This is a genomic window from Siminovitchia jepli, assembly GCF_047228825.1.
Classification (GTDB): domain Bacteria; phylum Bacillota; class Bacilli; order Bacillales; family Bacillaceae_C; genus Siminovitchia.
Genome location: NZ_JBFEGN010000011.1, coordinates 1 through 23,895, shown reverse-complemented (window position 1 = coordinate 23,895; position 23,895 = coordinate 1). Strand labels below are relative to the sequence as shown.

Sequence of the window (23,895 nt, the reverse complement as noted above, 5' to 3'; positions counted from 1 at the left end):
ATTGATATGTATTTTAGATGGGGTACGATAATTCCTGCTTTTTCCCAAAAATTTCTTTATCAGTTTTTCAGAGACGCTCCCAGTACCATGCACAAGCCCTTCATGGCCATGCCCGCATTCCCAAAAACCCATAAAAAAACGCTGCTCCCCTCATTGAAAGGGGCCGCAGCGCATTTTGTATATTTTTTCCCTGGCATGCTCCAGATCAGTTTAAAGGAACCGCGTTTCCGCCTACAAATCCTTCGGTCCGTAAGTACCTCTTTTGTCATCTTCATTTTTTTCGCGTTTTTCAAGCAAGTCATCAGAAAGGTCATCGACAGGCATGACAAGCTGGTCACGCTGCGCCTGTTTTACCTTGTCTTTGTAAAAAGCTCTATCTTTTTTATTGCGATCTCTCAAAGCTTTTGCCCGGTCTATTTTATTTTGTCCTGGTTCTCGCGTCATGTGAATCCCTCCACTTCTTTTATCTATCTTTTTCCGTTTTGGGATCCATTAAAACTAAATCGTGTGAAAGGCTGTAAAATATAGTCGTATTATCATATAAAGTCTTATAAACGGACGGGAGAGAAGCCTTTTTCAGACGCGCAATTTCCAGGATAGCGTCGTGAATCATTACGGGATGGGTCATTTTCCCGGAAAATTGCCCTTCAAAACGCCATGGCCCATCTGTTTCCACCATCATGAGGTCCAAAGGGTACAATCGGGCAAGTGCTTGAATTTCTTCATCATAAGTTACATCGGGCGTAACAGAAATAAAAAATCCGTTTTCCGCCATTCTCTCGGTTGTTTTGAGGTCTCCCTTAAACCAGTGAAAATGAGCATTTTTTACATTGTGTTTTTCGAGCAGATCGCACGCAATAGGGGCATCATCATAAACAGCATGAAGCACAATGGGCTTGTCCCATTTTTTTGCTAGCTTAATAAACGTTTCGAGCAATTCGATATACCCTTCCAGTTGAAAGCCCGGACCATGCTCAGTCCGCAAATAATACGGCAGACCGACCTCGCCGACAGCCGTCATCGACGCTACCCGGGATTCCAGCCAGGAAATCAACTCCGCCAATTCTTGATCATTCGGAAGCGGCTGTTCAGGATGAAACCCGAAAGCCGGATATACCTTTGAAAACTTTTTTCCCAGCGCTAAATTTCGCTGGCACGAGTCCAGGTGAAAAGAAACAGAAATGAGACCCGCACAGCCCGTCTGCTCCAGTTCTCCCATCATCTGCGCAATTTCTTCATCTTTATAAAGATCAAGATGGATGTGTGAATCGATGATTTTAAACATTGTCGTCCCCCTGTCTGACGATGTTTTCAGCGACCATTCGTTTCCACTCTAAAAATTCATTTGACAAGACAAGCTTTTCTGTTCGCGGCCTTTCAAATGGAACCTTGAACTGTTTGATGACCGAAGCCGGCTTCGTCGATAAAATGACAATCCGGTCCGAAAGGAACAGCGCTTCTTCAATATTATGGGTGATGAAAAGAATTGTCCGCTTATATTCCATCCAGGTGTCCTGCAGCCATTGCTGCATGTCCTGCCGGGTAAAATCGTCAAGCGCCGAAAAAGGCTCATCCAACAAAATAAGCGGCTGCGGGCTCAATAACGCCCGGATAAAAGAAGCCCTTTGTTTCATCCCGCCGGACAAGGCATCCGGCAGCGAATGTTCGTACCCCGCCAACCCTGCTTTTTGGATCATATCGAGCGCTTTTTGTTGATCCTGATTTCCTTGCAATTCCTGGCCAAGCAATACATTTTGCAGGACGGTACGCCATGGAAAAAGCGCATGGTGCTGCGGCATGTAACTGATAAAGCCCCGTTTCCCGGTAATATCTTGATCGTTTAAAAAGATGGAACCTTGATCAGGCTTCAGCAAGCCGCCGATCACATGAAACAACGTACTTTTCCCGCTTCCGGAAGGACCGAGGATCGAAACAAATTCCCCCTCTGTGATGTCCAAATCAATGTCTTGTAAAACTTCTTTTTGCCCAAAATTTTTGCTTACACCTTGTATCGTTAAATGGCCCATTCACATTACCTTCCTTCTTCTCCACTTGATGAGCCTGTTTTCCGCAAGAGTGATCACGCCAAAAAACAGCAAACTCAAGGCCATGATAATGAAAATGGCGACAAAAACGCGGTCTGTCCGGAATGATGAGGAAGCGAGCGTCATATAAACACCAATCCCGTGTTTCGCTCCAAGCCATTCCGAAATCACCGCGCCCATTACGCTGTATGTGGCAGAAATTTTAAGGCCGGAAAAAACGGATGACAACGCGTATGGCCATTCCAATTTTGTAAACGTCTGAATTTTTGATGCACCGGCCATCACCATGTAATGCTTCATTTCAGCGGGAACGCTTCTGAATCCGTCCATCGCTGCTACTGCAACCGGGAAAAAGCAAACAAGAGTGATGACAATGATTTTAGGCAAAAGCCCAAATCCGAACCAAATAACGAGAAGCGGCGCCAGTACGATAATCGGAACATTTTGCGATAAAATAAGGAGCGGATAAACGGATTCCTGAACCCCCGGCAGCAAATGAAGCATGACGGCCACAAGCACGCCGACTGTACAGCCGATGATGAATCCTCCGACGGAAAGCCAAATCGTTGACTGTATATGCGGCAGGAGCCCCGCAATTCCGGATGCAGCTTCTTTTGCAATGGAACTGGGGGCAGGAAGCAGCCAGCCCGGAATGTTGGCAAGTTTTACGGATACTTCCCATATACATAATAAAAGGAGGAGGACCCCCAGCGGCCTCCATCCTTTTTTGACCAGCGCACCCATTACCGGTATTTCTCCGTCAGTTGATCCATTGAAATTCCGTCCGGCTGATACAAAATTTTCACCTGGGAGATCACATTTTTACTGCCCATTTCAACCATCCGGTCATTCATTTTTTTGACGATGGCCATCAATTTGGTAAAATCCCCTTCCATCGTCGTTTCCAAAGAATGTACTTCATAACGGACTCCGGATTCGTCAATCACCTTGATCGCTTCATCAACGTATGGGATCACCTCTTCGCCATTTTTTGTTTTCGGGATGATCTGTATGCTGACAAGTGAATTCGCCATTTCCTCTCCTCCTATTCAGGTAAAAATTGATTTGTGAATGCTTTTTCTACATCCATTTCCTTTTCCAGCAAATCTTTTTCCAGCATCCAGTCCATGTAGTTTTTCCATACTTCAGCCTTTTGTTCTCCCCAGCGGGCCGCATCATCTTGATAACGGGGCGAAATCCATTCCTGGCTTTTTTTCACAAGTTCGGGATCAAGATCGGGTACTGCTTTGATAAGAATGTCCGCAGCTTCTCCGGGCTGGTCGATCGCAAACTCGTAACCTTTGGAGACGGCTGCCATGAATGCTTTTACCGTATCCGGATCCGATTCGATCATTTTCTCGTTCGTCGTAATGACCGGCGTATAATAATCGAGCTTGTCCGAGTAATCGGTCAAGTAGACCATATTCAACTTTTCCCCGCGGAGCTCTGCCTCTACCCCTGTCCACGCATAATAAATCCAGGCGAAATCAATATCTCTTTTTACCGCCGTAAAAAAGTCGGCATCCCCCATATTGACAATGTCAACTTTCTCTATATCGGCGCCATCCACATCCATCAATGAAGCCAGGACAGCTTTCTCAAGCGGGGCGCCCCAGCCTCCGTAGGTTTTTCCTTCAAAATCTTTCGGTGATGTGATATTTTTTTCGGCAAGTGAAGCGAAACCGGATGTATTGTGCTGGATGACGGCTGCGATGGACACAATCGGCACGTCTTGGACGCGCGCCTCCGTCACGCTTTCCTGATAACTGACCCCGAACTCGGCCTTTCCGGAGGCAACTAGCTGATCAGAGCCTGCTTCTCCTGGCATCATGATTTCAACATCCAAGCCTTTTTCCTCAAAATAGCCTTTTTCCTTCGCCACATAGAGGCCGGTATGATTTGTATTGGGCGTCCAGTCGAGCACGACTGCCACCTTTTTATGTTCTTTTTCTTCCTTTTCATGCTGATCGGCTGCATGGTTCCCGCAGCCGGCCAGCAAAAAAAAGAATATCACGCAGCTTGCCAACCGTTTATTCATAAGTTCTCCTCCTTGCAAAATAAAAAGCGCCCGGGAAAAAACCCCGAAGGCGCCAAAAAAAGATGTATGTTCAATTGATTGACGTTCCCTTCGCTGGTATGAGCCAGATCAGGTTCAAAGGGTCAGCATTTCCCGAATGCTATCTCAACCGGCCACACCGGTTCCCCTACTCAAATGCTATTAAGTTAATTCTATTATAACAGAAAGAAAAAACTGCTCCAAGAAGGAGCAGTTTTTTACACCGGTGGGAAAATTGGCGGTGATTGTGGAAAAATTCCTCCAATAATTGGAGCCACGTAAAGCGCAAATGCCACTCCTGCTGTTAGAAATAGTTTTTTCATTTTATTCACCCCTTTCAGCGATTTTTTTATAATAATAAAGCGCTTTATCCGGGTTCGTGTCTGCATAATATTGGGCAAGGGATAAAGCGAATTTATTATAATCTTCTACAAAGTAGGCCTTTTCCAAATATGGAAGCAAGTCGTTTTCCAGAAAATCCATCGCTTTGCCTTTTCGATTTTTCAGCAAGTATTGATAATATCGGAAAATGAGCTGCTGCTTTTTCATGGAGCCCGATTTTGTTTCCCGCAATATTTCAGAAATATTTTGGAGTGCTTTTTCATTCTCGCCCTGGGAAATGAGCAGCTCAGTGTAGCTGCATAAGCTTACCAAGTATTCCTGATTCGTCTTGGCATGGTCCATCGAAAGAATATAGTGGCGGGCCGCTTCTTCCAATCTCCCCATTTTTTCCAGAAGCAGGGCATAGTTATTGTACATGGCGGACTTAAGTTCATCCGTGTTGATCAAGTTCATATTTTTAAATATATAGCGATATTGTTCCGCGGCATTTTCATAAATGCTCAAATCTGTATAGGCAATGCCCAATAGAAACTGGGTATGTAAAATCCGCATATAGTTGAATGACCTGGAAAACGCCTCCAACGCTTTATGGCCATACGCAATACTGCTGCTGCTATCCTTCAGATTAGCATAGTTTAAAGCAATGAAATAATAGAGCTCCGCTCGCCACGAAGATGGCAATAGATCATCTGCTTCTACTTTTAGAAGAATATCCAGCGATATTTTATAATCGCCTTTTATAATATAAAAAGCACCATTAATAAACTCATAAAGCGCTTTTTCCTGCTCTGCCAATGAATTGGCAATTTGTCTGATAATTTCTCGTTCCTTCTCGGCGCTTTCGAAATCGTTCATCAGCAGATGGTAGCGATATACATACAAATGATAGAGTGATATATAGTTGGAAAATTTAATGTACTCTTTTAATTCTTCCACCCGATTGTAGCATTCTGTTGCCCGTTCCTTGTCGTAAGAAAGCATTGCATCAAGCAAATGGGAGAGTTCGGCAGAAATCTTCTTGGATGCCTGCTGGATGGAATCAAGAGAAATGCCCAACCGGTCGAGCAGCAGCATGATCGTTTCCCAGTTCGCTTCTTTGTTGTAGTTCTCAAACTTGCTTAAATGCGTGACAGAACAAATCCCGTTGCATAATTCGAACTGGGTCATATTCTTTAATTGGCGATGGTATTTAATTATCGCCCCGATATTCATTTTTTCCATGCTCATATCTTCATCCTCTAGTCATGCTACTGTATAGATAAATAGTAGCATAAACTGGATAAAAAATCTAATTATTGATAAACTTGTCATCTATTATTATCAAAAATTTCTTTTAATGCAAGCTCCAAGTTTGGATACGCAAAAACAAATTGATGTTCAAGCGCTTTTTCAGGAACCACCCGCTGTCCCCTGATCAGCATGCTGCTCATCTCCCCCAGTAAAATCTTTAACAGCCATTCTGGTACCGGAAGCCAGTGGGGCCTGTCCAAAACCGAACCAAGCGTCATTCCAAACTCTTTCATTTGAACCGGCTCAGGGGCTGTTGCATTCACCGGACCGGAAAGGGAAGATTTCGTGATAGCAAACTCTATCAAACGGGCGGCATCCTCACCATGAATCCAGGAAACCCATTGCCTTCCGGAACCAACCGTCCCGCCAACCCCCAATTTATAAGGAAGCGCCATGAGCGGGAGTGCCCCTTCCCGTCCAAGGATAAGGCCAAGCCTGACAAGCACTGTCCGGACTCCGAGCTGTTCGGCTTCTTTCGCCTGAGATTCCCATTTTTTTACAACATTCGCCAAAAAGTCGGTGGCCGCGCTTTTCGTGTCTTCCGTAAAGCTGCCTGTTTCAGACATGCCGTAATATCCGACAGCCGACGCGTTTATCAGTACTTCAGGCTTTTGTTCCAGTTTGCCTATTAAGCGGATCACCTCTTTTGTCGCAGCCAGCCTGCTTTGTAAAATTTTTTCCTTCTTTCTGCCTGTCCAGCGAATTCCGTTGATCGTTTCTCCAGCCAAGTTGACGAAAGCATCTACTTGACCAAGCTGTTCTTCGGGTCTTGCTCCTTCTACAAGCCACTCGACCACTGAAAGTCCACTCGACTTCCCGACTTTCTCCGGACTCCTCGTTAAAACGGACACGTGATATCCCTTTTCAAGAAGCTGCTTTTGCAATTTGGAACCAAGAAAACCGCTCCCTCCGGCAATAACGACGTGCATGCCGACCACCCCCGCTAAAAATGCTGTTTCATTAAATTCCGGTGAAAATAAGCAGTTTTGCTGAACTCGCCATTCCATTCACCGAGGCATAACCGGGACATTTTCCCCGACAGCGCCAGTACTATCAGAATATTCTTTATAGCGAGTGATTGCAAGTACAACTGGTTCTTCAAATGAAAAAGCGTATTCGAAATTAATGTCGAATACGCTTTTATGCGCTTGGCAGTAGGCGGAAGTGTGCAGCTGGCAGGCAGTGCGTTCGTCCGTGAGGAGGGCGAAGGCCCTATGGCAAAATCCGGAACAGGCGGCAATCTACCGGTTTTTAGGCGATTTGAATTGCTTTTAATTCTTCCGGGTTTTTCTCTGTTACAGTGAAACCCAAATTTTCCAGTATGTTGATCAGTTCGGTACATAATTGATTGTGTACTACCATAAATGTCCGGTCCCTTTCCATCGTTTCCTTGACTGAAGAAAGCAATGTAAATAAAGAGGCCGTTTTTTCATATGTTTTGTCTTTCGGCAATTCTTTTAACAAAGAAGTGGTTGGCTCCGTCACAGGCAATATCCAAATTTTAAACGGATGCGGAATATTCAGCAGTTGGTTGAACACATCCATTTTTTCCAACGGCGTTCTAAAAGTGTAATCGGTCAATTCATATACTTTTGTTGCAGTGTAATCGATGTCCCTAAAAGGTGACGGATCTCCTTTTACAAAAGACTCTATCTGAAGGTTTGAACCGCCCTCCAACTCTTGTGCATTAGACGTTGAAGAAATCATGCTCACGTATACTCCCCCTGTTCATGTCTATAGTCGAGTTTTCGCTTAATGAGTTCAATACCCTTTTCTCAAAAAATGCAAACATGCGGCGGGAATTTCTGTTTCATCTCCTTATCTTATGCACGATCTGTATGAGCGTTACTGGAGCGGCCCGTTTGGTTGTTTTTCAAGCGGAATGGGACCGGCCCGGGGGAGATGCCATTAGGGTTTGCCTCTTTTCATTTCCTCAATGGTTCATCTGCTTTTTATAAACCTTGTCTTTCATGCTCTTTTTTAAAACAACATATAAAATATGGCATTGTTCAAACGATTGGGTATCAATTTGAAACAACTCATTTATTTTATTCAGCCGGTAGATGAGCGTGTTGCGGTGAACATACAGATTTCTGGCTGCCCGGCTGACGTTCATGTTATTTTCACAATAGGCAATAAACGTCTCGACCAACACTTCCGCTTCAGGATGGGCCCATATTTTTTGTATGTCATCAGTAAACAGTTCCAAAAAAGATAGATCGATTTCTTCCAAAAAGATATCAGGAAGGATGGTCCAGCTATCAAACGAATATACCGCATCCTCCCTCCTTTTTTCCAATCCGATCATCAATGCTTTTTGGGCCTGCCGATACGAGCGGGATGCGCCAGCAAAACCCTTATAGCACTTGCCATAAGAAATGGAGACTTTGCAATGAAGATGATGCCGATTCATGAAAAGAGCCAGTTTTCTTGCTGATTGTCCACAAAGTTCCCCCAGTTTTCCCATATCTTGCTCTTCCATTTGTTTCAGGACAACCCACTGGTCCCGGCTGATTGGACAGACAATATCATCCAGGCTTCCTTGGAATAAATGACAAATAAAGTTTTTTAATTCGAGTTGTGAGAGTTTGGCAAACTGTTTTGCCTCTGTTTTTGTTCGTACAAGGGACGGCAAATGAATCAAAATGCAAGCCCTGGGTTGATCAAACTGATATCCGAGCATTTCACAATAGTTTTCCAGTTCCCCATGATTTTGCCATTCATCCAAATGAATCAAATGCTGAACAAACAATTCTGTTGTTTTCATTTCGAGAAAAAATGATTCAGTGCGAAAATTTTCCTGCAGCATCATCTCCACATGGTTTCGAACAATGTTGACGTACTTTTTCACTTCAGACGGCTCTCCGATAATACCCAGCACCCCAATGATTTGATGGTGAAACCGAATGGGTGCGGCTATACCCGGCAGTACATTTTCGAGCGCCTTTGCTTTTTCATTGGTAAAAATCACTTCTCTTCCTTCTCTGATGACCTGGGCGGATACACGGTGCAATGTTCCGATTCTCTCTTTGCGGTCACAACCGATAATCAATCCTTCTGAATCAGTAATGCTCATGGACACACCAAGTAAAGATGAAGTTTGTTCTACAATGGATTGTGCAACTTGCTCAAGAATTTTCATGCTCCAACCCCCGCATGTGATAAAGTTTCTCTTCAAGTACATAAATTATAGCAAAATTCCACTCTTTTTATATTCAAAATTTTGTGCATATTTAATATTGATAGAATGATGGTGTACTTTATAATTACAAGTACGAACCAGCAAGGGGGGGAACCTAATGACAAATCACATCATTATTGTCGGCGGAGGCGTCATGGGCTCAAGCACCGCATACCACTTGCGGAAACTTGGCTATGAAGGTGAAGTTACCGTTTTTGAAAAAGACCCGATATACGAGTACTCTTCTACGCCGCGCAGTGCCGGCGGAATCAGGCAGCTTTTTACAACCGAGATTAATATTAAACTGAGCCGCTACAGCCTCCAACAATATAAAAAATTTTCCGAGACCATGAAGATCAATGGCGAGCCGGCTGCCATTGACTTCAGACAGCAGGGCTATCTGTTCCTGGCCACAGACACTATGCTTTCTGCCATCTTTGACCAGAAAAAGCTGCAAAACGATATGGGCGTTCCTTCACAGTTTCTGGAACCCCGAGAACTTCTGTCCATTATTCCCGAATTGAATATTGATGACTTGGCCGGGGGGCTCTTCTGCCGGGAAGACGGTTACCTGGATCCCTATTCCGTTATGCAGGCATATAAACATGAAGCAAGAGAAAATGGTGTCACCTATATTCCCGAAGAAGTTGACACTATCCTTCATGAACGACATCAAGTAACGGGAGTCAGAACAACAAACGGATTGACCGTAAAAGCCCATACCGTCATTAACTGTGCCGGTGCCTGGGGAGCCGAACTCAGTGAAAAAATAGGCCTTCCTGTACCAGTAGTCGCTTTGAAAAGACAGATCTTTTTGTTTGATCCAGCCGTCCCTTTGAAAAGGGCGCTCCCCTTAACGGTAGATCCTACCGGAGTCTACTTTCGCCATGAGGGGGACCGAATCATTACCGGTTTTTCCGATAACGTAAAACCCGGGTATGACTTCAGTTGGAAACGCTCACATTTCGATGAATTATGGCCGATTTTAGCAAACAGAATATCCAACTTCGAACGTTTAAAACTCGAATCAGGCTGGGCAGGATTATATGATTACAACACAAAAGACCAAAATGCCATCATAGGCGCCCATCCTGAGCTGAAAGGCTACTATATGGCCCTTGGTTTCAGCGGACATGGAATGCAGCAAGCACCGGGAGTCGGACTCGGCCTGGCGGAACTGATTTGTAAAGGACAATATGAAACACTCGATTTAACCCCGCTCCGATTTGAACGTTTTGCCGAAAATGATCTTGTTCGGGAACAGGCCATTGTATAAGAATATCGATTTGGAAGGGGGAGGACAGTGAGTGTTGATTTTAAGCGAAACTGACATACAAAAAGTCATTGACATCTCAGAAGTGGCGGACGCTTTGGAACGGGCCTACCTGCTTTATGATCAAAAACAATACGTCATGGACCAAAGATTGCAATTATCGGACAATCAAAACACCCTTTTGCTCATGCCGTGTATCGCAGATAAAACGATGGGCACAAAAATTGTAAGCGTTTTCCCGGATAATGAAGCATATCCCGTTACTCAAGGACTGATGCTTTTGCTGGATGGGGAAACCGGTCAAATAAAAGCCATTTTAAATGGAACAACCTTAACCAATATGCGGACAGGATCCATCGGGGGATTGGCCATTAGACATTTGACTTCCCCCCGCATCCGCACAATCGGATTGGTCGGGTTAGGGGTTCAAGGGCTTTACCAGTTGATGGCGGCCTGCAAAGAACGGCGGGTCAAACGCATTATCCTATTAAACCGTTCCCGTAAAAAGACAGCAGCTTTTATTGAAAAACTAAAAAAACATATAGACCCGGAAATCGACATTGTAACGGAGGACTCACCAGAGAAACTGGTTATTGAATCCGACGTAACGATTACAGCCACCACTTCCAAAGATCCGGTACTTCCCAATGACGGATCACTGTATAAGGGCAAACTGGTGATCGGAATCGGCTCCTTCCAACCAGGCATGAGAGAGTTTCCCGAGGCTCTATTCAGGGAAGCATCCTACCTGTTAATTGATACGCTTGATGCTTTACAAGAAACAGGCGACTTGATCGACCCCATTAAAAATCAATGGATCGGCCCTCACCAAATCAGGCCATTTTCACATGTCCTCTCAAAAAAAGCAACCATCAATAAACAAGATGAAAAGTCCGTTTTATTTAAATCTGCCGGAATGGCCCTTTTTGATGTCGTTGCAGCCAATGAAATTTATCAAAGAGCAAAAAAATTAAACATTGGCCAAAAAATATTTTTGTAGTAAAGGCTCTTCCAATAAAAAACAAGGGGTAGGTGGCAATGCACACAATCATATTAGTTGAATTTGTCCTTTATTGTCTGATGTTGCTCGCTGTCGGCTACTATTTTAGCAGAAGGGACATGGGACATTCGGATTTCCTGCTTGGCGGAAGAAAACTTCCCGGATGGGCGCTTGCCTTTTCCGAAAGAGCCACGGGAGAATCGGCCTGGCTGCTTCTCGGTTACACGGGTTTTGTTTTTATGACAGGATTTTCAGCTGTTTGGGTAGCTGTTGGAATTGCCTCCGGAATTGCTTTTTCATGGCTGTTTCTGGCCAAAAGATTTATGAAGGAAGCGGAAAAGTATAAAGTTATGACACTCCCCGGATACTTGGCAAAACGGTTCCAATCAAAAGCTAAAATCATTCTTTGGCTATGTACCATACTCATTATCAGCTTTATGATGTTTTATTTTGGGGCTCAAATTGCCGGTGCCGGAAAAACGTTATTTACGGTATTTGGGATAGATCCCATTGTAGGTGTTTTGATCAGTATCAGCATCGTGATTTTGCTGTCCTATCTCGGGGGATTTGTGGCGGTGGTCTGGACGGATATGATTCAAAGCTTGATGATGCTGCTTACTTTGGCCGGCCTGCCAATCATGGCATTGTTTAAGATTAAAGCAGAAAATCTTTCCATTATGGATGCCGTCGTGAGTGCAGGCCCGACGATGAATTCATGGACGGGCGGAGTAACCGGGTTTGCGTTGGGACTCCTTCTTTTTAACAATTTCGCATGGTTTTTCGGCTTTCTTGGAGGCCAGCCTCAGCTGAGTGTACGTTTTATGGCGCTTAAAAACAAGAAAGAGGCCAATACCGGAACAACGGTTGCCATTCTTTGGACTCTGCTCGCCTATTGCGGAGCCATGATGATCGGGATTACAGCACTGACATTATATCAAGGGGAGACTTTTGCTGATGTAGAAACCATTTTGCCGCATATGGTTCTTGACTTGTTCCCGGAATGGATTGCCGGAATTATGTTGGCAGGCATACTGGCAGCGATCATTTCAACGGCAGACTCGCAATTACTCGTCATTACTAGCTCCGTAAGCGAGGACATTATCCGCAATGCCCTCGGGATCAACCTATCTGAGAAAAAACTTGTGCTGGCATCCAGATTGGCGATTTTAGGTGCAGGGTTTCTCGGATTAATGATTGCCCTCTTTTCGAAATCACTCGTATACTTGATCGTCAGCTGGGCATGGGCCGGCGTCGGATGCACCCTTTCACCGGCGATTATTCTCACTTTTTTCTGGAAGAAATATTCCGGAGCCGGTGTCATTGCGACCATTATATCCGGGTTTGTTGCAACTGTCGTATGGATCTCCTCGCCGCTTGAAGAAATCATATCGTCCCGCTTTACCACTTTCTTTATTGCTCTCGCCTTCGGTATCATCTTTAGCCTTCTTTTTCCGGAAAAACAACATGCGGGTAAAGAAGGAAAAGAGGACGTTGCTGTTGGCAGTGCGCTGAATGGGTAAAGTCCATATTTAAAAACGGCCTGACCAAAAGAGCACATTGCAGCCGTGTGCTCTTTTTTAAACTTTGGGAACTATACAATTTTAGTGCAAAAGTTGATCCGGCGCAGTGAAATTTTCAGTCCAACCAGGGACCGCCTGCGCCTAAAGGCTTGGCGCCGCCAAGATTTCTTTATCGGATCCCGCAAGCTTCTGCGAGCACCTCCACAATATGCAAAGCCCTGGTATTTTCAAGCCCGCTTCGTTCCACTCCCAGCTTCATTTGCAACAGGCACCCCGGATTGGTTGTAACGATCGTTTGCGCATTGGTTGCTTTTACGTGCTCCATTTTGTCATCCAAAATTTTCATCGATTCATCAAAATGAATCAAATTATAAATTCCGCCGGAAGCACAGCAGCGGTCGCTTCCTTTCATTTCGACAAAATGGGCTCCCGGAACAGACCGCAGCAATTCCCTCGGCTCATCGGCCACACCCTGGACGTTCCGCAAATGGCAGGAATCCTGATAGGTGATCGTTCCGTCCCACTCTTTTTTATAAGGGAGCGGACCAAATTGTGCGAGAATTTCCGTTATATCACGCGATTTTTCCACAAACCGGCGGGAACGCTTTTCCCATTCCGGGTCCCCTTTAAAATGCTTGTCATATTCACGCAGCATCGCTCCGCAGCCGCCGGCATTGTTGATAAAATAGGTCGCTTTGGACGATTCGAACGCCTCGATATTGGCTTTTGCCAATTCTTTCGCTCCATCCATCATTCCTTGATGGGCGTGCAGGGCGCCGCAGCACTTCTGCCCTTTTGGAATAAACACTTCACACCCGACACTTTGAAGCAGTTCAATGGTTAATCGATTGATGTTTGCCATCATGCCATCCATGATGCAGCCTGCAAAAAAGGCAACGGTCGCTTTTTTCTCTCCCCGGACAGGAAAAATGTCTCCAAATTGATACCGTTTAAGAGGCGATTCTACTGGAGGAAGAATCTTTTCAAACTGCCCGATGGATTCCGATACTTTATTGACAAGCTTCAACTTGCGGGCAACTTTGTTGACGCCTGTTTTCTGATAAAGCCATGTCGCATTGCCAAGCAGTCGGAGTCGTTTTTGGTGGGGAAAAACATGGTTCAGCATTTGATTTCGAACTTTGACACCAATAGAAGGCTTGTTATCTTCCTCTTTTTGCTGGAATGTAAGGACTTGCCTCGTTGCTTCATAGATCTCACCGTAAGGTACTCCCACGGGACATGCCACTTCACAAGCACGGCAGCCAAGGCATAGATCGATCGGCTCCGCAAGGTCTTTTTGCAAATCAATTTTTCCTTCAGCCGCCATTTTGACAAGATTAATCCGGCCCCGCGGCGACTGGGATTCCTTGCCCATTGATTCATATGTCGGGCAGGCGGGGAGGCAATAGCCGCATTGGACACACGTATTGGCTGCCTCGTAAGTCAGGTCGTGAAGCAAGGAAACATATTGATTGTCTTGATGACAGACAGCATTATTTTTCATTTATGTTAATACCACCTTTGTCTGGCCAGGCTGCGGAAACATTTTGCCTGGATTCAAAATCCCGTTCGGATCCCAGGCATCTTTGATTTTCTTCATCATCATGACGCCTTCTTTTCCGAGTTCCATTTCCATGTACGGCGATTTTAAAGTGCCGATGCCATGTTCTCCCGACAATGTGCCCCCCAATTCAACGGCAGCTTCAAAAATGTCACCGACAGCGGCCTCCACCCGTTTCATTTCTTCCGCATTCCGTTTATTCGTCACAATATTCGGGTGCAGATTTCCGTCCCCTGCGTGGCCAAAAACGACCAGATTCAACTGATATTTGTCACGAATGGCATGAAGGCGTTCCATCATTTTGGGGATTTCGCTCCGCGGAACGGTTGCATCTTCGGAAATTTTCGTTGGGCCCATTTGGGTAATCGCAGGCGAAACCATTTTTCTCGCTTTCCAAATATTGGCACGTTCTTCTTCTGTTTGGGCCACTCTTACTTCAGTTGCATTCTGTTCAAAGCAAATGGTTTCACATTTTTGAATTTCTTCGGCAATGGCCGCCTCATGTCCATCGATCTCAACGATAATGATGGCTTCCGCCTCGACAGGAAGACCGCTCGGTGTATAATTTTCAACCGCGCGGATGCACGAATTGTCCATCAACTCCATCGCACTCGGCAAAATTCCGGCGGATAAAATATTCGTAATGGCGTAGCCCGAATCTGTTAATCTATTGAAAGAGGCCAGCAAGGTTTTTCTCGCCTGCGGTTTCGGAATCAGCCTTAATATAGCCTCTGTCACAATGCCAAGCGTTCCTTCCGACCCGACAATCAACCGCGTCAAATCATATCCGGTAACATTTTTTACCGTCTTGCCGCCAGTGCGGATGATCCCCCCGGTTGGCGTCACGACTTCCAGGCCAATCACATATTCTTTCGTCGTTCCGTACTTCAACCCTTTGGGACCGCTCGAGTTTTCAAGCAAATTGCCGCCAATCGTAGAGACGTGGGAACTGCTGGGATCGGGCGGATAAAACAATCCCACTTCTTCTGCTTTTTGATGAATGTCCCCGGTAATGACGCTCGGAGAAACGATGGCCAGCAAATTTTCCCTGTCAATGATCAATTTCTTTTGAAACTGCGACATATCTAGGACGATGCCGCCTTTAACAGGCAGCGAACCGCCGCTTAACGAAGTGGCCGCCCCCCTTGGATATACAGGAATAAGATGTTCGTTTGCAAGCTTAATAACGCTTGCAATCTGTTCTTTATTTTCCGGCTGGATTACGAGATCGGGCAGATATTCGCCGAAAGAGGCATCAAAGCTGTAGGAATAGCGGTCCGCCAATTGATGCAATATCCGGTCTTCGGAAATCAGCGGACGGACAAGATCATATAATTTTTCAGTCTTCAATGTTGCTCACTCCTGCAGAGGAATTTGGTTCAAGCATACCATAATGCAATTTTTATGCCAGCCATTTTTGTGATATAGCCGCCCTTTTGTTAAATGAAAAAGAAACAAAATGAAACATACTTCTTCAATTTGTTTCATTCTGTTTCAATATTCCAGTTCTTTATTTTTCTCCAAAACATCGTCCGGCTCATTCCCAATTCAGCCGCCGCTTTTCCTTTATGAAAATGATGTTTTTCCAGCGCCCGGATGATTCTTTGTTTTTCGGATAAAATGAATGTATTTTCGGGGACGTCCCGCCCCCTTTGATCCGGCAAGTGCTTGGCAAGTTGATTTGCATCCAGCACTTGCCCCTTAAATAAAACGGTCAGCCTTTCACAAACATTTTGAAGCTCCCGGATATTTCCTTCCCATTTTTGTTCCGAAAGCAATTGCATCGCTGATTTTGTGAGCGTGACACCTTTTAAAAACTCGCTTGCCAAAACGGAAATATCTTCCGGATGCTCCCTTAAAGGCGGGAGCTTGAGATCCAGCACACTCAATCTATAAAATAAATCCGCCCGAAATTCATTTCTTTTTACCATATCCATTAAATCCTTATTGGTCGCGGCAATAATCCTGACGTCAACCGGGATCACTTTATCATCCCCGATCCGCATAATTTCCCTTTCCTGGAGGACACGCAGCAAGCGGCTTTGCAGCTTGGGTGAGATTTCCCCGATTTCATCCAGAAACAAAGTTCCCCTATGGGCAAGTTCAAAAAATCCCGGCTTTCCGCCTTTCATTGCCCCGGTAAACGCCCCTTCAGCATACCCGAACAGTTCGCTTTCCAGCAGGCTCTCGGGAAGCGCAGCACAGTTGATCGCGACAAACGGATTGTGTTTGCGGCTGCTGTGATTGTGGATGCTTTGGGCAAACATTTCTTTTCCCGTACCTGTTTCACTAACGATTAATATATTGGACTCCGCCTCGCTGTAGCGCTTCGCCGTTTCAATCAATTCCTCGATGACATCGCTTTTATACAGGATATCGGCAAACGTATATTTCGCCACATGGCCCCTCATATGCATTTTTTTACGGATTTTTCCTTCCATTTCCTGAATCCCGGTTACATCCTGGAAAGCAATCATATCGCCGACACGCTTTCCTTTTAAGAAGATCCCGGCTTTTTTAACCGATAACTGAATCGACTCATAGGAAATCAGATCTTCATGAAAATCTTCCTCATCCAGAAGAAGATCAAGAAGGTTTCCCTTGGATAAAACGTCCGTAATCGGGGCTCCGATCAAATTTGGTCCCGAAATGCCCAGTATGTGTTGGGCGGAAGCATTAAAGATGGAGATTTTTCGTTTCAGGTCAACCGCAATAACTCCTTCATAGGCGTTATCCAAAATGGTTTTGTAGCGCTGGGCCTTCTCCTGCTCTTTCCTGCTGACAATGGCAAGCCGCTTCGCTTCGGTCAATGCCTGCCGAAACGATTCTTTCCCGGTTTCGATCATCATCGTTTTTAATCCGATTTTCTCGGCATATTTGCAAGTGTTATAGCCTGATAAAACGACTTCGCAGCCTTCGCTTACGGCGAGATCGACCATTTCGTCAGACGCACTGATATCGTTTAAAATATATTTATGGATCGGCAGTTCAATAATATCCTCCAGATTCTCCACGCCAAAGATCATATTTGCAGCACCGATGACAGCGACCTTCTTTTTCCCGAAGCGCTTCCTGCATTCATCCAGGCTACGGATCAAATCGATTCCCTGCACGGGTATATCAACGATTGGAATGGAATCCTGGCTTTCTTTTAATAATTTTGTGACAAGTCCCCGCGAAATGATGACATCGGCATCGAACGTTTTTTCCCTTACTTGATCTGTCGGAACAACGACTTCTTCCAATTCAAAGTTCAGGCCTTCCGGATCTTCTGGCCCTTCCATCAACTGGAATTCCCGAAATCTCTCTAATGCATTTTTGATGTAATTTTTCCGTGGAACAACGAGTTTGATTTTAATCAAGGAACCTCTCTCCTTCTCCAATAAAGCCCTTAAAAACAGTTTAAACCGAAGAACGTATCCCTTCCAGTCAAAAATGTATCCATAAAGAAAGCGTTTAGCCTTTTGTACTAAACGCTTCAAATTTTATTTTGCCGCCTGCGCTGCCGACAGGATTTCCGGATCTGTCCGTATCTCAATCACAAACGGTTTATCGCTTTTTAATGCTTTTTGGAAAGCGGGAAGAAACTTTTCATTTTTAGTGACTGTTTCTCCACCGCAGCCAAATAGCTTGGCCACTTCTGCAAAATTCGGATTTGTTAAAGGTGTTGCCATGACACGGCCGGGAAAATGTTTTTCCTGGTGGGCCCGGATCGTGCCGTACATATTGTTGTTCACGACAATCGCAATGACCGGAAGATTGGCGCGGACTGCTGTTTCCAACTCAATCATCGTCATCATGAATCCGCCGTCACCCGAGAAAGATATTACCGTATGATCCGGGCAGGCTGCCTTGGCGCCGATTGCAGCCGGCAGACCGTACCCCATCGCCCCGGAAGTCGGTCCGATATACCTTTTCTTATCGGTAAAACGGAAATACTTGGCGAGCCAGCTGTAGAAATTCCCGGCATCACTCGTTAGGATGGAATTGTCGGGAACGGAGCACGCCAAATCGGCCAGCACTGAATTCATCTCCGCATAATGACAGGAATCCGCTTTAACAGGGGGTGTGGATGAAGCGAGATAAGATTCATGACATTTCTTTACGAATAACTCACGGTGCTCCTCTGTTACCGGATCTGCAGCAGCGAGTGCTTTTTGCAAGAACTTTTTTGCATCAGAAACGACGGCGAACTTGGCAGGGTAAGCTTTCCCGATCGAATCCGGGGAAATGTCCACTTGAATAAGATCCGTCTGATCACTAAATAACGTATAATCTTGGGTTGTTACTTGTGATAAACGGGTTCCAAGTGTGAGAACAAGATCAGCCTCTTTGATCGTTTCCAGCAGCTTTTGGTCCGGGCCGAACCCGAGCCATCCGGCATAATGCGGATGGTTATTCGGCATGACATTGAAACGCCGGAAAGCGGAAACAACCGGAATCTTCACCAGTTCCGCAAATCCCGCCAATTCCTGTTCAGCACCTGAAGCAATCACGCCGCCTCCGGCAATGACCATCGGCTTTTTCGCTTCCCGCAGCATCCCGAGTACCTTTCGGACGGACTCCTCGCTTGCTTCCGGCGGATCATATTGGATAACCGTGCTTTCCATATACTCCATTTCATCTTCGAGCATATCGTGAGGCAAGGAAACAACAACAGGACCTGGCCTGCCTGAACGTGCAATATAAAAAGCCCGGTGAAGAATTTCAGGAATTCTCTCAACTGAATCAATTTCGACTGCCCATTTACAAAGATGGCTGAAATACGCCGCAAAGTCCACTTCCTGGAATGCCTCTTTCCCTTTGAACGGCCTTTCCACCTGTCCGATGAGCGCTATAAGCGGAGTAGAATCTTGCATAGCGGTGTGAAGTCCAATCGATAGATTTGCAGCACCCGGCCCCCGCGTTGCCATGCATACACCCACTTTTCCGGAAGCTTTTGCATAGGCTTCCGCCATAAAAGAGGCTCCGCCTTCGTGCCGGGTCGAAATAAGATCGATGTCCGGATGTTCGTACAGCCCGTCGATTACACCCAAGTAGCTTTCACCCGGCACGCAAAACGCTTTTTCAACCCCTTCTTTTTTTAACACTTCCACAACGATATGTCCGCCTGATAATTTATTCATGCCCGCCTCCAAATTATTTAAAAAATAGAAATGCCGGGACGGCATTTCTATTTAATAATTATCAATCTGCGCCCTTTGGATTTTCCCGCTATAGTCAATGTAAACCGATCTCCACTCCGTAAAGACATCCAATGAGGCAACACCGGAATCCCTGTGGCCATTGCCGGTTCCTTTCGTTCCGCCAAACGGCAGGTGGATTTCGGCTCCGGTTGTACCAGCATTCACGTATACAATCCCTGTATCAAAGTCGCGCATGGCACGGAATACTTTGTTGACATCGGCTGTAAAAATGGAGCTTGATAATCCAAATTTTACGTTGTTGTTCACTTCAATGGCTTCATCCAGGTCTTTTACCGGAATAAAGGAGACGACTGGCCCAAAAATTTCTTCCTGGGCAATTCTCATGTCGGATTTGACATCTGTAAATAATGTCGGTTGATAGTAGTTTCCTTGATCCAGGCCATTTCCCGTAGCAATGTCGCCGCCAGCCAGCAATTTGGCTCCTTCCAGTTGCCCAATGTGCACATATTCATGGATTTTTTCCAAGGCAGAGCGGTTGATGACTGGTCCGACATCGACGGATTCATCAAGTCCATCCCCAAGCTTCAAGGTTTTCATTTTCTCCAATACTTTTTGCTCAAGCGCTTCCTTGACTGATTCTTGCACGATGACCCGGCTGCACGCGGTACATCTTTGGCCGCTCGTGCCGAACGCACTCCAAACTATTCCGTCCGCAGCCAAATCCAGATCGGCATCTTCCAATACCGTTACAGCATTTTTCCCGCCCATTTCAAGTGACGTACGTTTCAACAGTTCACCTGCACGTCCGTTGATTTTGGCGCCCACTTCATTGGACCCCGTAAATGAAACGAGGTCAATGCCGGGATGCTCCACAATAGCGTTTCCGACAACATTTCCTGAGCCATATACAAGATTCAGCAACCCTTTTGGAAGGCCGGCTTCCTCGTATATTTTTACAAATTCAGCGGCCAAAAACGGTGTTTCCGTCGCCGGCTTCCACACAACAGCATTCCCTGCGACAAGGGCCGGCAGTGATTTCCAGGAAGCAATCGCAATCGGGAAATTCCAGGGAGTGATCAAACCTGCAACACCAACAGGCACCCGGACGCTCATCGCGAATTTGTCCCTTAATTCAGATGGAACGGTCTCCCCAAACAGGCGGCGCCCTTCTCCTGCCATATAAAAGGCCATATCGATGGCTTCCTGTACTTCTCCCCGGGCTTCGGCGATCACTTTCCCCATTTCCGTTGTCAGTACCCGGGCCAGCTCTTCTTTTCTTTCTTTCAGCAAGTAAGCCACTTTATATAAAACATCTGCCCTTTCCGGAGCCGGAACCTTTGCCCATTCTTTCTGTGCTTTTTTTGCAGCCTGCACCGCACGGTCCACGTCTTTTTCAGTCGATGACGTTACTTCTCCAAGCACTTCGCCGTTTGCCGGATTCATATTCTGAACCCATTCGCCAGACTCGGAAGCAACCCATTCCCCATTAATGTAGTTGACATATCGTTTCATCCGCCAGACTCCTCCTCGCTTATTTTATTTATGTAATTCCCATGGTGGCCAGCAAAAACAATAAAAACGCTTTCGTACTCATACTTTAACTTTATCCTACTTTTAATTCTATGGTCAACCTGTACAAAAATGAATAGGTTTATATTTTCTGAAACCTCTCCCCATTGAAATGGGGAGGTTCCGGGACCGGAAATAACTCGTCTTCAAAGGTTACCGGCATGATATCCCTCCAACAAGACTATGATTCTCCTATGGTTTATTCATATGATTGTATATTTATAAAAAATACTCTTTGATTTCCCCGTTTTTATCGTGTATAATAAATGTGGATATACAAATCTCATTCATTTGGGTTATAAATAACATAGAGGTGTTGCTGATTGTTTGCTGATGATCGATTCCGCGATTACCAGCCTGCAAGCCTCCGCAAAGATTTCATTTCCGGGATTACTGTCGGTATCGTAGCCATTCCTCTTGGAATGGCTTTTGCCGTGGCTTCGGGCGTAAAACCCGAGTACGGCATTTACACGACGATCATTGCCGGATTGATCGTATCTTTGCTCGGCGGCTCCCGCTTTCAAATCGCGGGTCCTACGGGAGCATTTATTCCGATTTTGCTCGCCGTGGTACTTCAATATGGTTATGAAAATTTGTTGCTGGCCGGTCTAATGTCGGGAATTATCTTGGTCATGATGAGCTTTTTAAAACTGGGAAATCTTGTCCATTTTATACCAAGATCTGTCACCATCGGTTTTACCGCGGGGATTGCTGTCATTATTTTCACGGGACAGCTCGGCAATTTTTTCGGCTTGGACGATCTTGAGAAAAAAGAATATTTTCATCAGAATATGGCAGAATTTTTCCGCCATCTTGATCAAATGAACGGGTACAGCATATGGACCGCCATCATCGGACTTTTCGTCATTATCCTTGTTCCGAGGTTCTTTCCGCGGGTTCCCGTTTTATTGGTTGGATTGATGATTCCGACTTTATGCGCCGTCTTTTTTTACCCTGGACAGGTGGAGACGATCGGCACGGCCTTTGGCGGCATACCGCAGTCACTGCCAAAGTTTCAGTTGCCGGACATTACGGTGGATAAAGTGACGATGCTTATGACACCTGCACTTGTCATAGCAGCACTGGGCGCCATTGAATCCTTGCTGTCCGCTGTTGTTGCCGACGGCATGACGGGAGACAGGCATAAATCGAACCGGGAATTATTCGGCCAGGGAATCGCCAATATCGTTACTCCTTTATTTGGCGGAATTCCGGCGACAGGTGCGATTGCACGGACAGCAACGAATATTAAGTCAGGCGCTGTCAGCCCATTGTCCGGCATCATTCACAGTGTTTTCGTCTTGCTGACGCTGCTGCTTTTTGCGCCGTATGCTTCGTATATTCCGCTTGCTGCAATGGCGCCGCTTCTGATGCTCGTTGCCTGGAACATGAGCGGATACAAAGCTTTTCAACACATTTTGCAATTAAGAACAAGCGATTCTCTCGTTCTTGTCGTTACATTTCTTTTAACCGTATTTGTCAATTTGACCGTCGCTGTCCAAGTGGGCTTGCTGCTCGCTGTCCTCTCTTTTGTCAAAAAGAAAAGCGAACAGCTGCAAATCGACAATCCGCCTGATCCGCAAAGGCGGAAACAGGAGACACTCGATTTAACCGCCCACTTCCAAATCAAAACGTTTACGATAAAAGGCCCGTTATTTTTCGGTACAGCACAAAGCTTTGAACATTCCCTGATAGCTTCCATCAAAAGAATGCCTCCGGTCATTTTGCTCGACATGCAGCATGTGACAATGATTGATGCCACCGGAGAAGACAAACTCGCTTCCATTATAGGCAACATAAACAAAGCGGGAAGCACGGTCCTGATTTCCGGACTGCCCGATTGGGGAATTGAACTGTTTAAAAAAAGCGGATTATATGACAAAATTGGAGCCTCGTCCTTTTTCCCGGATGAATCCAGCGCCAAGGAATCTGCGTTTCTCCACCAGTCCGGTGCAGGCCATGAATCCGGCGCAGGTGAATCAGTTTTTCGCCGTAAAGAAACGGCGGACTGATTCTTTTTTTTTACTGAAACAGGATGAATTCCAGTAACAATGGTATTCTAGAGATGGGCTTTCCGCCTGTGATGATAAGAGAGGCGGCTGTCATGCTTGATTTTAACAAAGATGAAGATGAGTACCTATTCTAAGGGAGGATTATGATACCTTGTTTAGCAGGCATAAATACAACTTGTCCGGAAAAAGATGGCTTATTATGGGTGATAGCATCACGGATCATAAACATTCGCCAAAAACAAAGAAATACCATGATTACATCAGGGAGCTTACAGGCTGTAAGGTCATTAATTACGGTGTCTCGAGAACGGGCTACACAACGGAAGAAACATTTTTGGAGCGGCTCATGCGAACTCCTTTGGATGTCGATTACATCACCGTATTTGGCGGTACGAATGACTTCAGGCTCGGCAAAAAACCGATCGGAGAATTTGGAGATGCCACGAACGACACATTTTACGGCGCTTTGGACGTATTTTTTCAGGCATTCATCCAAAAATATCCCACGAAGCAGCTGAGCGTAATCACCCCGTTGCCGCGCTGGCGGGAAAATGAAGGGGAATTTAACTGCCGCGGGGAAACACTGGACCAATATGTCTATGCGATTAAGGAAACCGCTGCGCGATACGGCATCCCTCTCAAAGACATGTTCAGCGAAGGCGGAATGTATGTAAAAAACCAAGATTTTATTAAAGCTTTCATGCCTGATGGACTGCACCCCAACAGCGAAGGACACCGTTACTTCCACCAAAAAATATTAAGTTTTATAGAGAGCTTGTAAAGAAAGGCCGTCAAGGGAGCAGATTATACGGGAGTTGGAGCGATTATACGGGAGTTGGAGCGATTATACGGGAGTTGGAGCGATTATACGGGAGTTGGAGCGATTATACGGGAGTTGG

Annotated in this window: 20 protein-coding genes and 1 riboswitch; of the genes, 5 read left to right on the top strand and 15 right to left on the bottom strand. The window is 45.6% G+C overall.

Annotated features, from left to right (window positions below):
* Nucleotides 1-231 precede the first annotated feature (231 nt).
* The 10 genes from AB1L08_RS06825 to AB1L08_RS06780 form a co-directional block, all read right to left on the bottom strand.
* Entirely contained in the window at nucleotides 232-444 is a 213-nt protein-coding gene (locus AB1L08_RS06825; RefSeq protein ID WP_413063916.1) for a hypothetical protein, read from the bottom strand.
* 19 nt (nucleotides 445-463) lie between these two features.
* Entirely contained in the window at nucleotides 464-1,285 is an 822-nt protein-coding gene (locus tag AB1L08_RS06820) for a TatD family hydrolase (RefSeq protein WP_413063915.1), read from the bottom strand.
* Entirely contained in the window at nucleotides 1,278-2,027 is a 750-nt protein-coding gene (locus AB1L08_RS06815; protein ID WP_413063914.1) for an ABC transporter ATP-binding protein, read from the bottom strand. The genes AB1L08_RS06820 and AB1L08_RS06815 overlap by 8 nt, the downstream gene beginning before the upstream one ends.
* On the bottom strand, nucleotides 2,028-2,789 hold the full coding sequence (locus AB1L08_RS06810) for an ABC transporter permease (RefSeq protein WP_413063913.1): 762 nt from the start codon (nucleotides 2,787-2,789) through the stop codon (nucleotides 2,028-2,030).
* Nucleotides 2,789-3,079 carry a thiamine-binding protein gene (locus AB1L08_RS06805; RefSeq protein WP_413063912.1) on the bottom strand — a complete coding sequence of 97 codons (291 nt, stop codon included), beginning with the start codon at nucleotides 3,077-3,079 and terminating at the stop codon, nucleotides 2,789-2,791. The genes AB1L08_RS06810 and AB1L08_RS06805 overlap by 1 nt, the downstream gene beginning before the upstream one ends.
* Before the next feature lie 11 nt (nucleotides 3,080-3,090).
* Nucleotides 3,091-4,083: an ABC transporter substrate-binding protein gene (locus tag AB1L08_RS06800; RefSeq protein ID WP_413063911.1), complete on the bottom strand. Its 993-nt coding sequence runs from the start codon at nucleotides 4,081-4,083 to the stop codon at nucleotides 3,091-3,093.
* 68 nt (nucleotides 4,084-4,151) lie between these two features.
* Nucleotides 4,152-4,261: riboswitch (TPP riboswitch) on the bottom strand.
* A gap of 164 nt (nucleotides 4,262-4,425) precedes the next feature.
* Nucleotides 4,426-5,670, bottom strand: coding sequence for a helix-turn-helix domain-containing protein (locus AB1L08_RS06795; protein ID WP_413063910.1), 1,245 nt, complete (start codon nucleotides 5,668-5,670; stop codon nucleotides 4,426-4,428).
* An 80-nt stretch (nucleotides 5,671-5,750) separates the two neighbouring features.
* Nucleotides 5,751-6,662: a TIGR01777 family oxidoreductase gene (locus tag AB1L08_RS06790; RefSeq protein WP_413063965.1), complete on the bottom strand. Its 912-nt coding sequence runs from the start codon at nucleotides 6,660-6,662 to the stop codon at nucleotides 5,751-5,753.
* Between the two features lie 322 nt (nucleotides 6,663-6,984).
* Nucleotides 6,985-7,446: a hypothetical protein gene (locus tag AB1L08_RS06785; RefSeq protein WP_413063909.1), complete on the bottom strand. Its 462-nt coding sequence runs from the start codon at nucleotides 7,444-7,446 to the stop codon at nucleotides 6,985-6,987.
* 220 nt (nucleotides 7,447-7,666) lie between these two features.
* Entirely contained in the window at nucleotides 7,667-8,875 is a 1,209-nt protein-coding gene (locus AB1L08_RS06780; protein ID WP_413063908.1) for a CdaR family transcriptional regulator, read from the bottom strand.
* Between the two features lie 157 nt (nucleotides 8,876-9,032).
* Here AB1L08_RS06780 and AB1L08_RS06775 point away from each other — a divergent pair, with 157 nt between their 5' ends.
* The 3 genes from AB1L08_RS06775 to AB1L08_RS06765 are packed head-to-tail and all read left to right on the top strand — an operon-like array spanning nucleotide 9,033 to nucleotide 12,707.
* A complete protein-coding gene (locus AB1L08_RS06775; RefSeq protein ID WP_413063907.1) occupies nucleotides 9,033-10,190 on the top strand; it encodes an NAD(P)/FAD-dependent oxidoreductase in 1,158 nt (385 codons plus the stop codon).
* 31 nt (nucleotides 10,191-10,221) lie between these two features.
* Nucleotides 10,222-11,187 carry an ornithine cyclodeaminase family protein gene (locus AB1L08_RS06770; protein WP_413063906.1) on the top strand — a complete coding sequence of 322 codons (966 nt, stop codon included), beginning with the start codon at nucleotides 10,222-10,224 and terminating at the stop codon, nucleotides 11,185-11,187.
* A 38-nt stretch (nucleotides 11,188-11,225) separates the two neighbouring features.
* Complete coding sequence (locus AB1L08_RS06765) at nucleotides 11,226-12,707, top strand: sodium/proline symporter (RefSeq protein WP_413063905.1); 1,482 nt, start codon at nucleotides 11,226-11,228, stop codon at nucleotides 12,705-12,707.
* A 169-nt stretch (nucleotides 12,708-12,876) separates the two neighbouring features.
* Here the strand turns inward: AB1L08_RS06765 and AB1L08_RS06760 are convergent, their stop codons facing one another.
* From AB1L08_RS06760 to AB1L08_RS06740, 5 genes are all read right to left on the bottom strand, one after another.
* A complete protein-coding gene (locus AB1L08_RS06760) occupies nucleotides 12,877-14,211 on the bottom strand; it encodes a (Fe-S)-binding protein (protein WP_413063904.1) in 1,335 nt (444 codons plus the stop codon).
* Nucleotides 14,212-15,618: an FAD-binding oxidoreductase gene (locus tag AB1L08_RS06755; protein ID WP_413063903.1), complete on the bottom strand. Its 1,407-nt coding sequence runs from the start codon at nucleotides 15,616-15,618 to the stop codon at nucleotides 14,212-14,214. It abuts the gene before it with no gap.
* A 134-nt stretch (nucleotides 15,619-15,752) separates the two neighbouring features.
* On the bottom strand, nucleotides 15,753-17,630 hold the full coding sequence (locus AB1L08_RS06750; RefSeq protein WP_413063902.1) for a sigma 54-interacting transcriptional regulator: 1,878 nt from the start codon (nucleotides 17,628-17,630) through the stop codon (nucleotides 15,753-15,755).
* Between the two features lie 123 nt (nucleotides 17,631-17,753).
* Nucleotides 17,754-19,394, bottom strand: coding sequence for a thiamine pyrophosphate-dependent enzyme (locus AB1L08_RS06745; RefSeq protein ID WP_413063901.1), 1,641 nt, complete (start codon nucleotides 19,392-19,394; stop codon nucleotides 17,754-17,756).
* 51 nt (nucleotides 19,395-19,445) lie between these two features.
* Complete coding sequence (locus tag AB1L08_RS06740) at nucleotides 19,446-20,927, bottom strand: aldehyde dehydrogenase family protein (protein WP_413063900.1); 1,482 nt, start codon at nucleotides 20,925-20,927, stop codon at nucleotides 19,446-19,448.
* A gap of 380 nt (nucleotides 20,928-21,307) precedes the next feature.
* Here AB1L08_RS06740 and AB1L08_RS06735 point away from each other — a divergent pair, with 380 nt between their 5' ends.
* Nucleotides 21,308-22,996, top strand: a complete 1,689-nt coding sequence (locus tag AB1L08_RS06735) for a SulP family inorganic anion transporter (RefSeq protein ID WP_413063899.1) — start codon at nucleotides 21,308-21,310, stop codon at nucleotides 22,994-22,996.
* 151 nt (nucleotides 22,997-23,147) lie between these two features.
* On the top strand, nucleotides 23,148-23,777 hold the full coding sequence (locus tag AB1L08_RS06730; RefSeq protein WP_413063898.1) for an SGNH/GDSL hydrolase family protein: 630 nt from the start codon (nucleotides 23,148-23,150) through the stop codon (nucleotides 23,775-23,777).
* The last annotated feature ends 118 nt before the right edge of the window (nucleotides 23,778-23,895 follow it).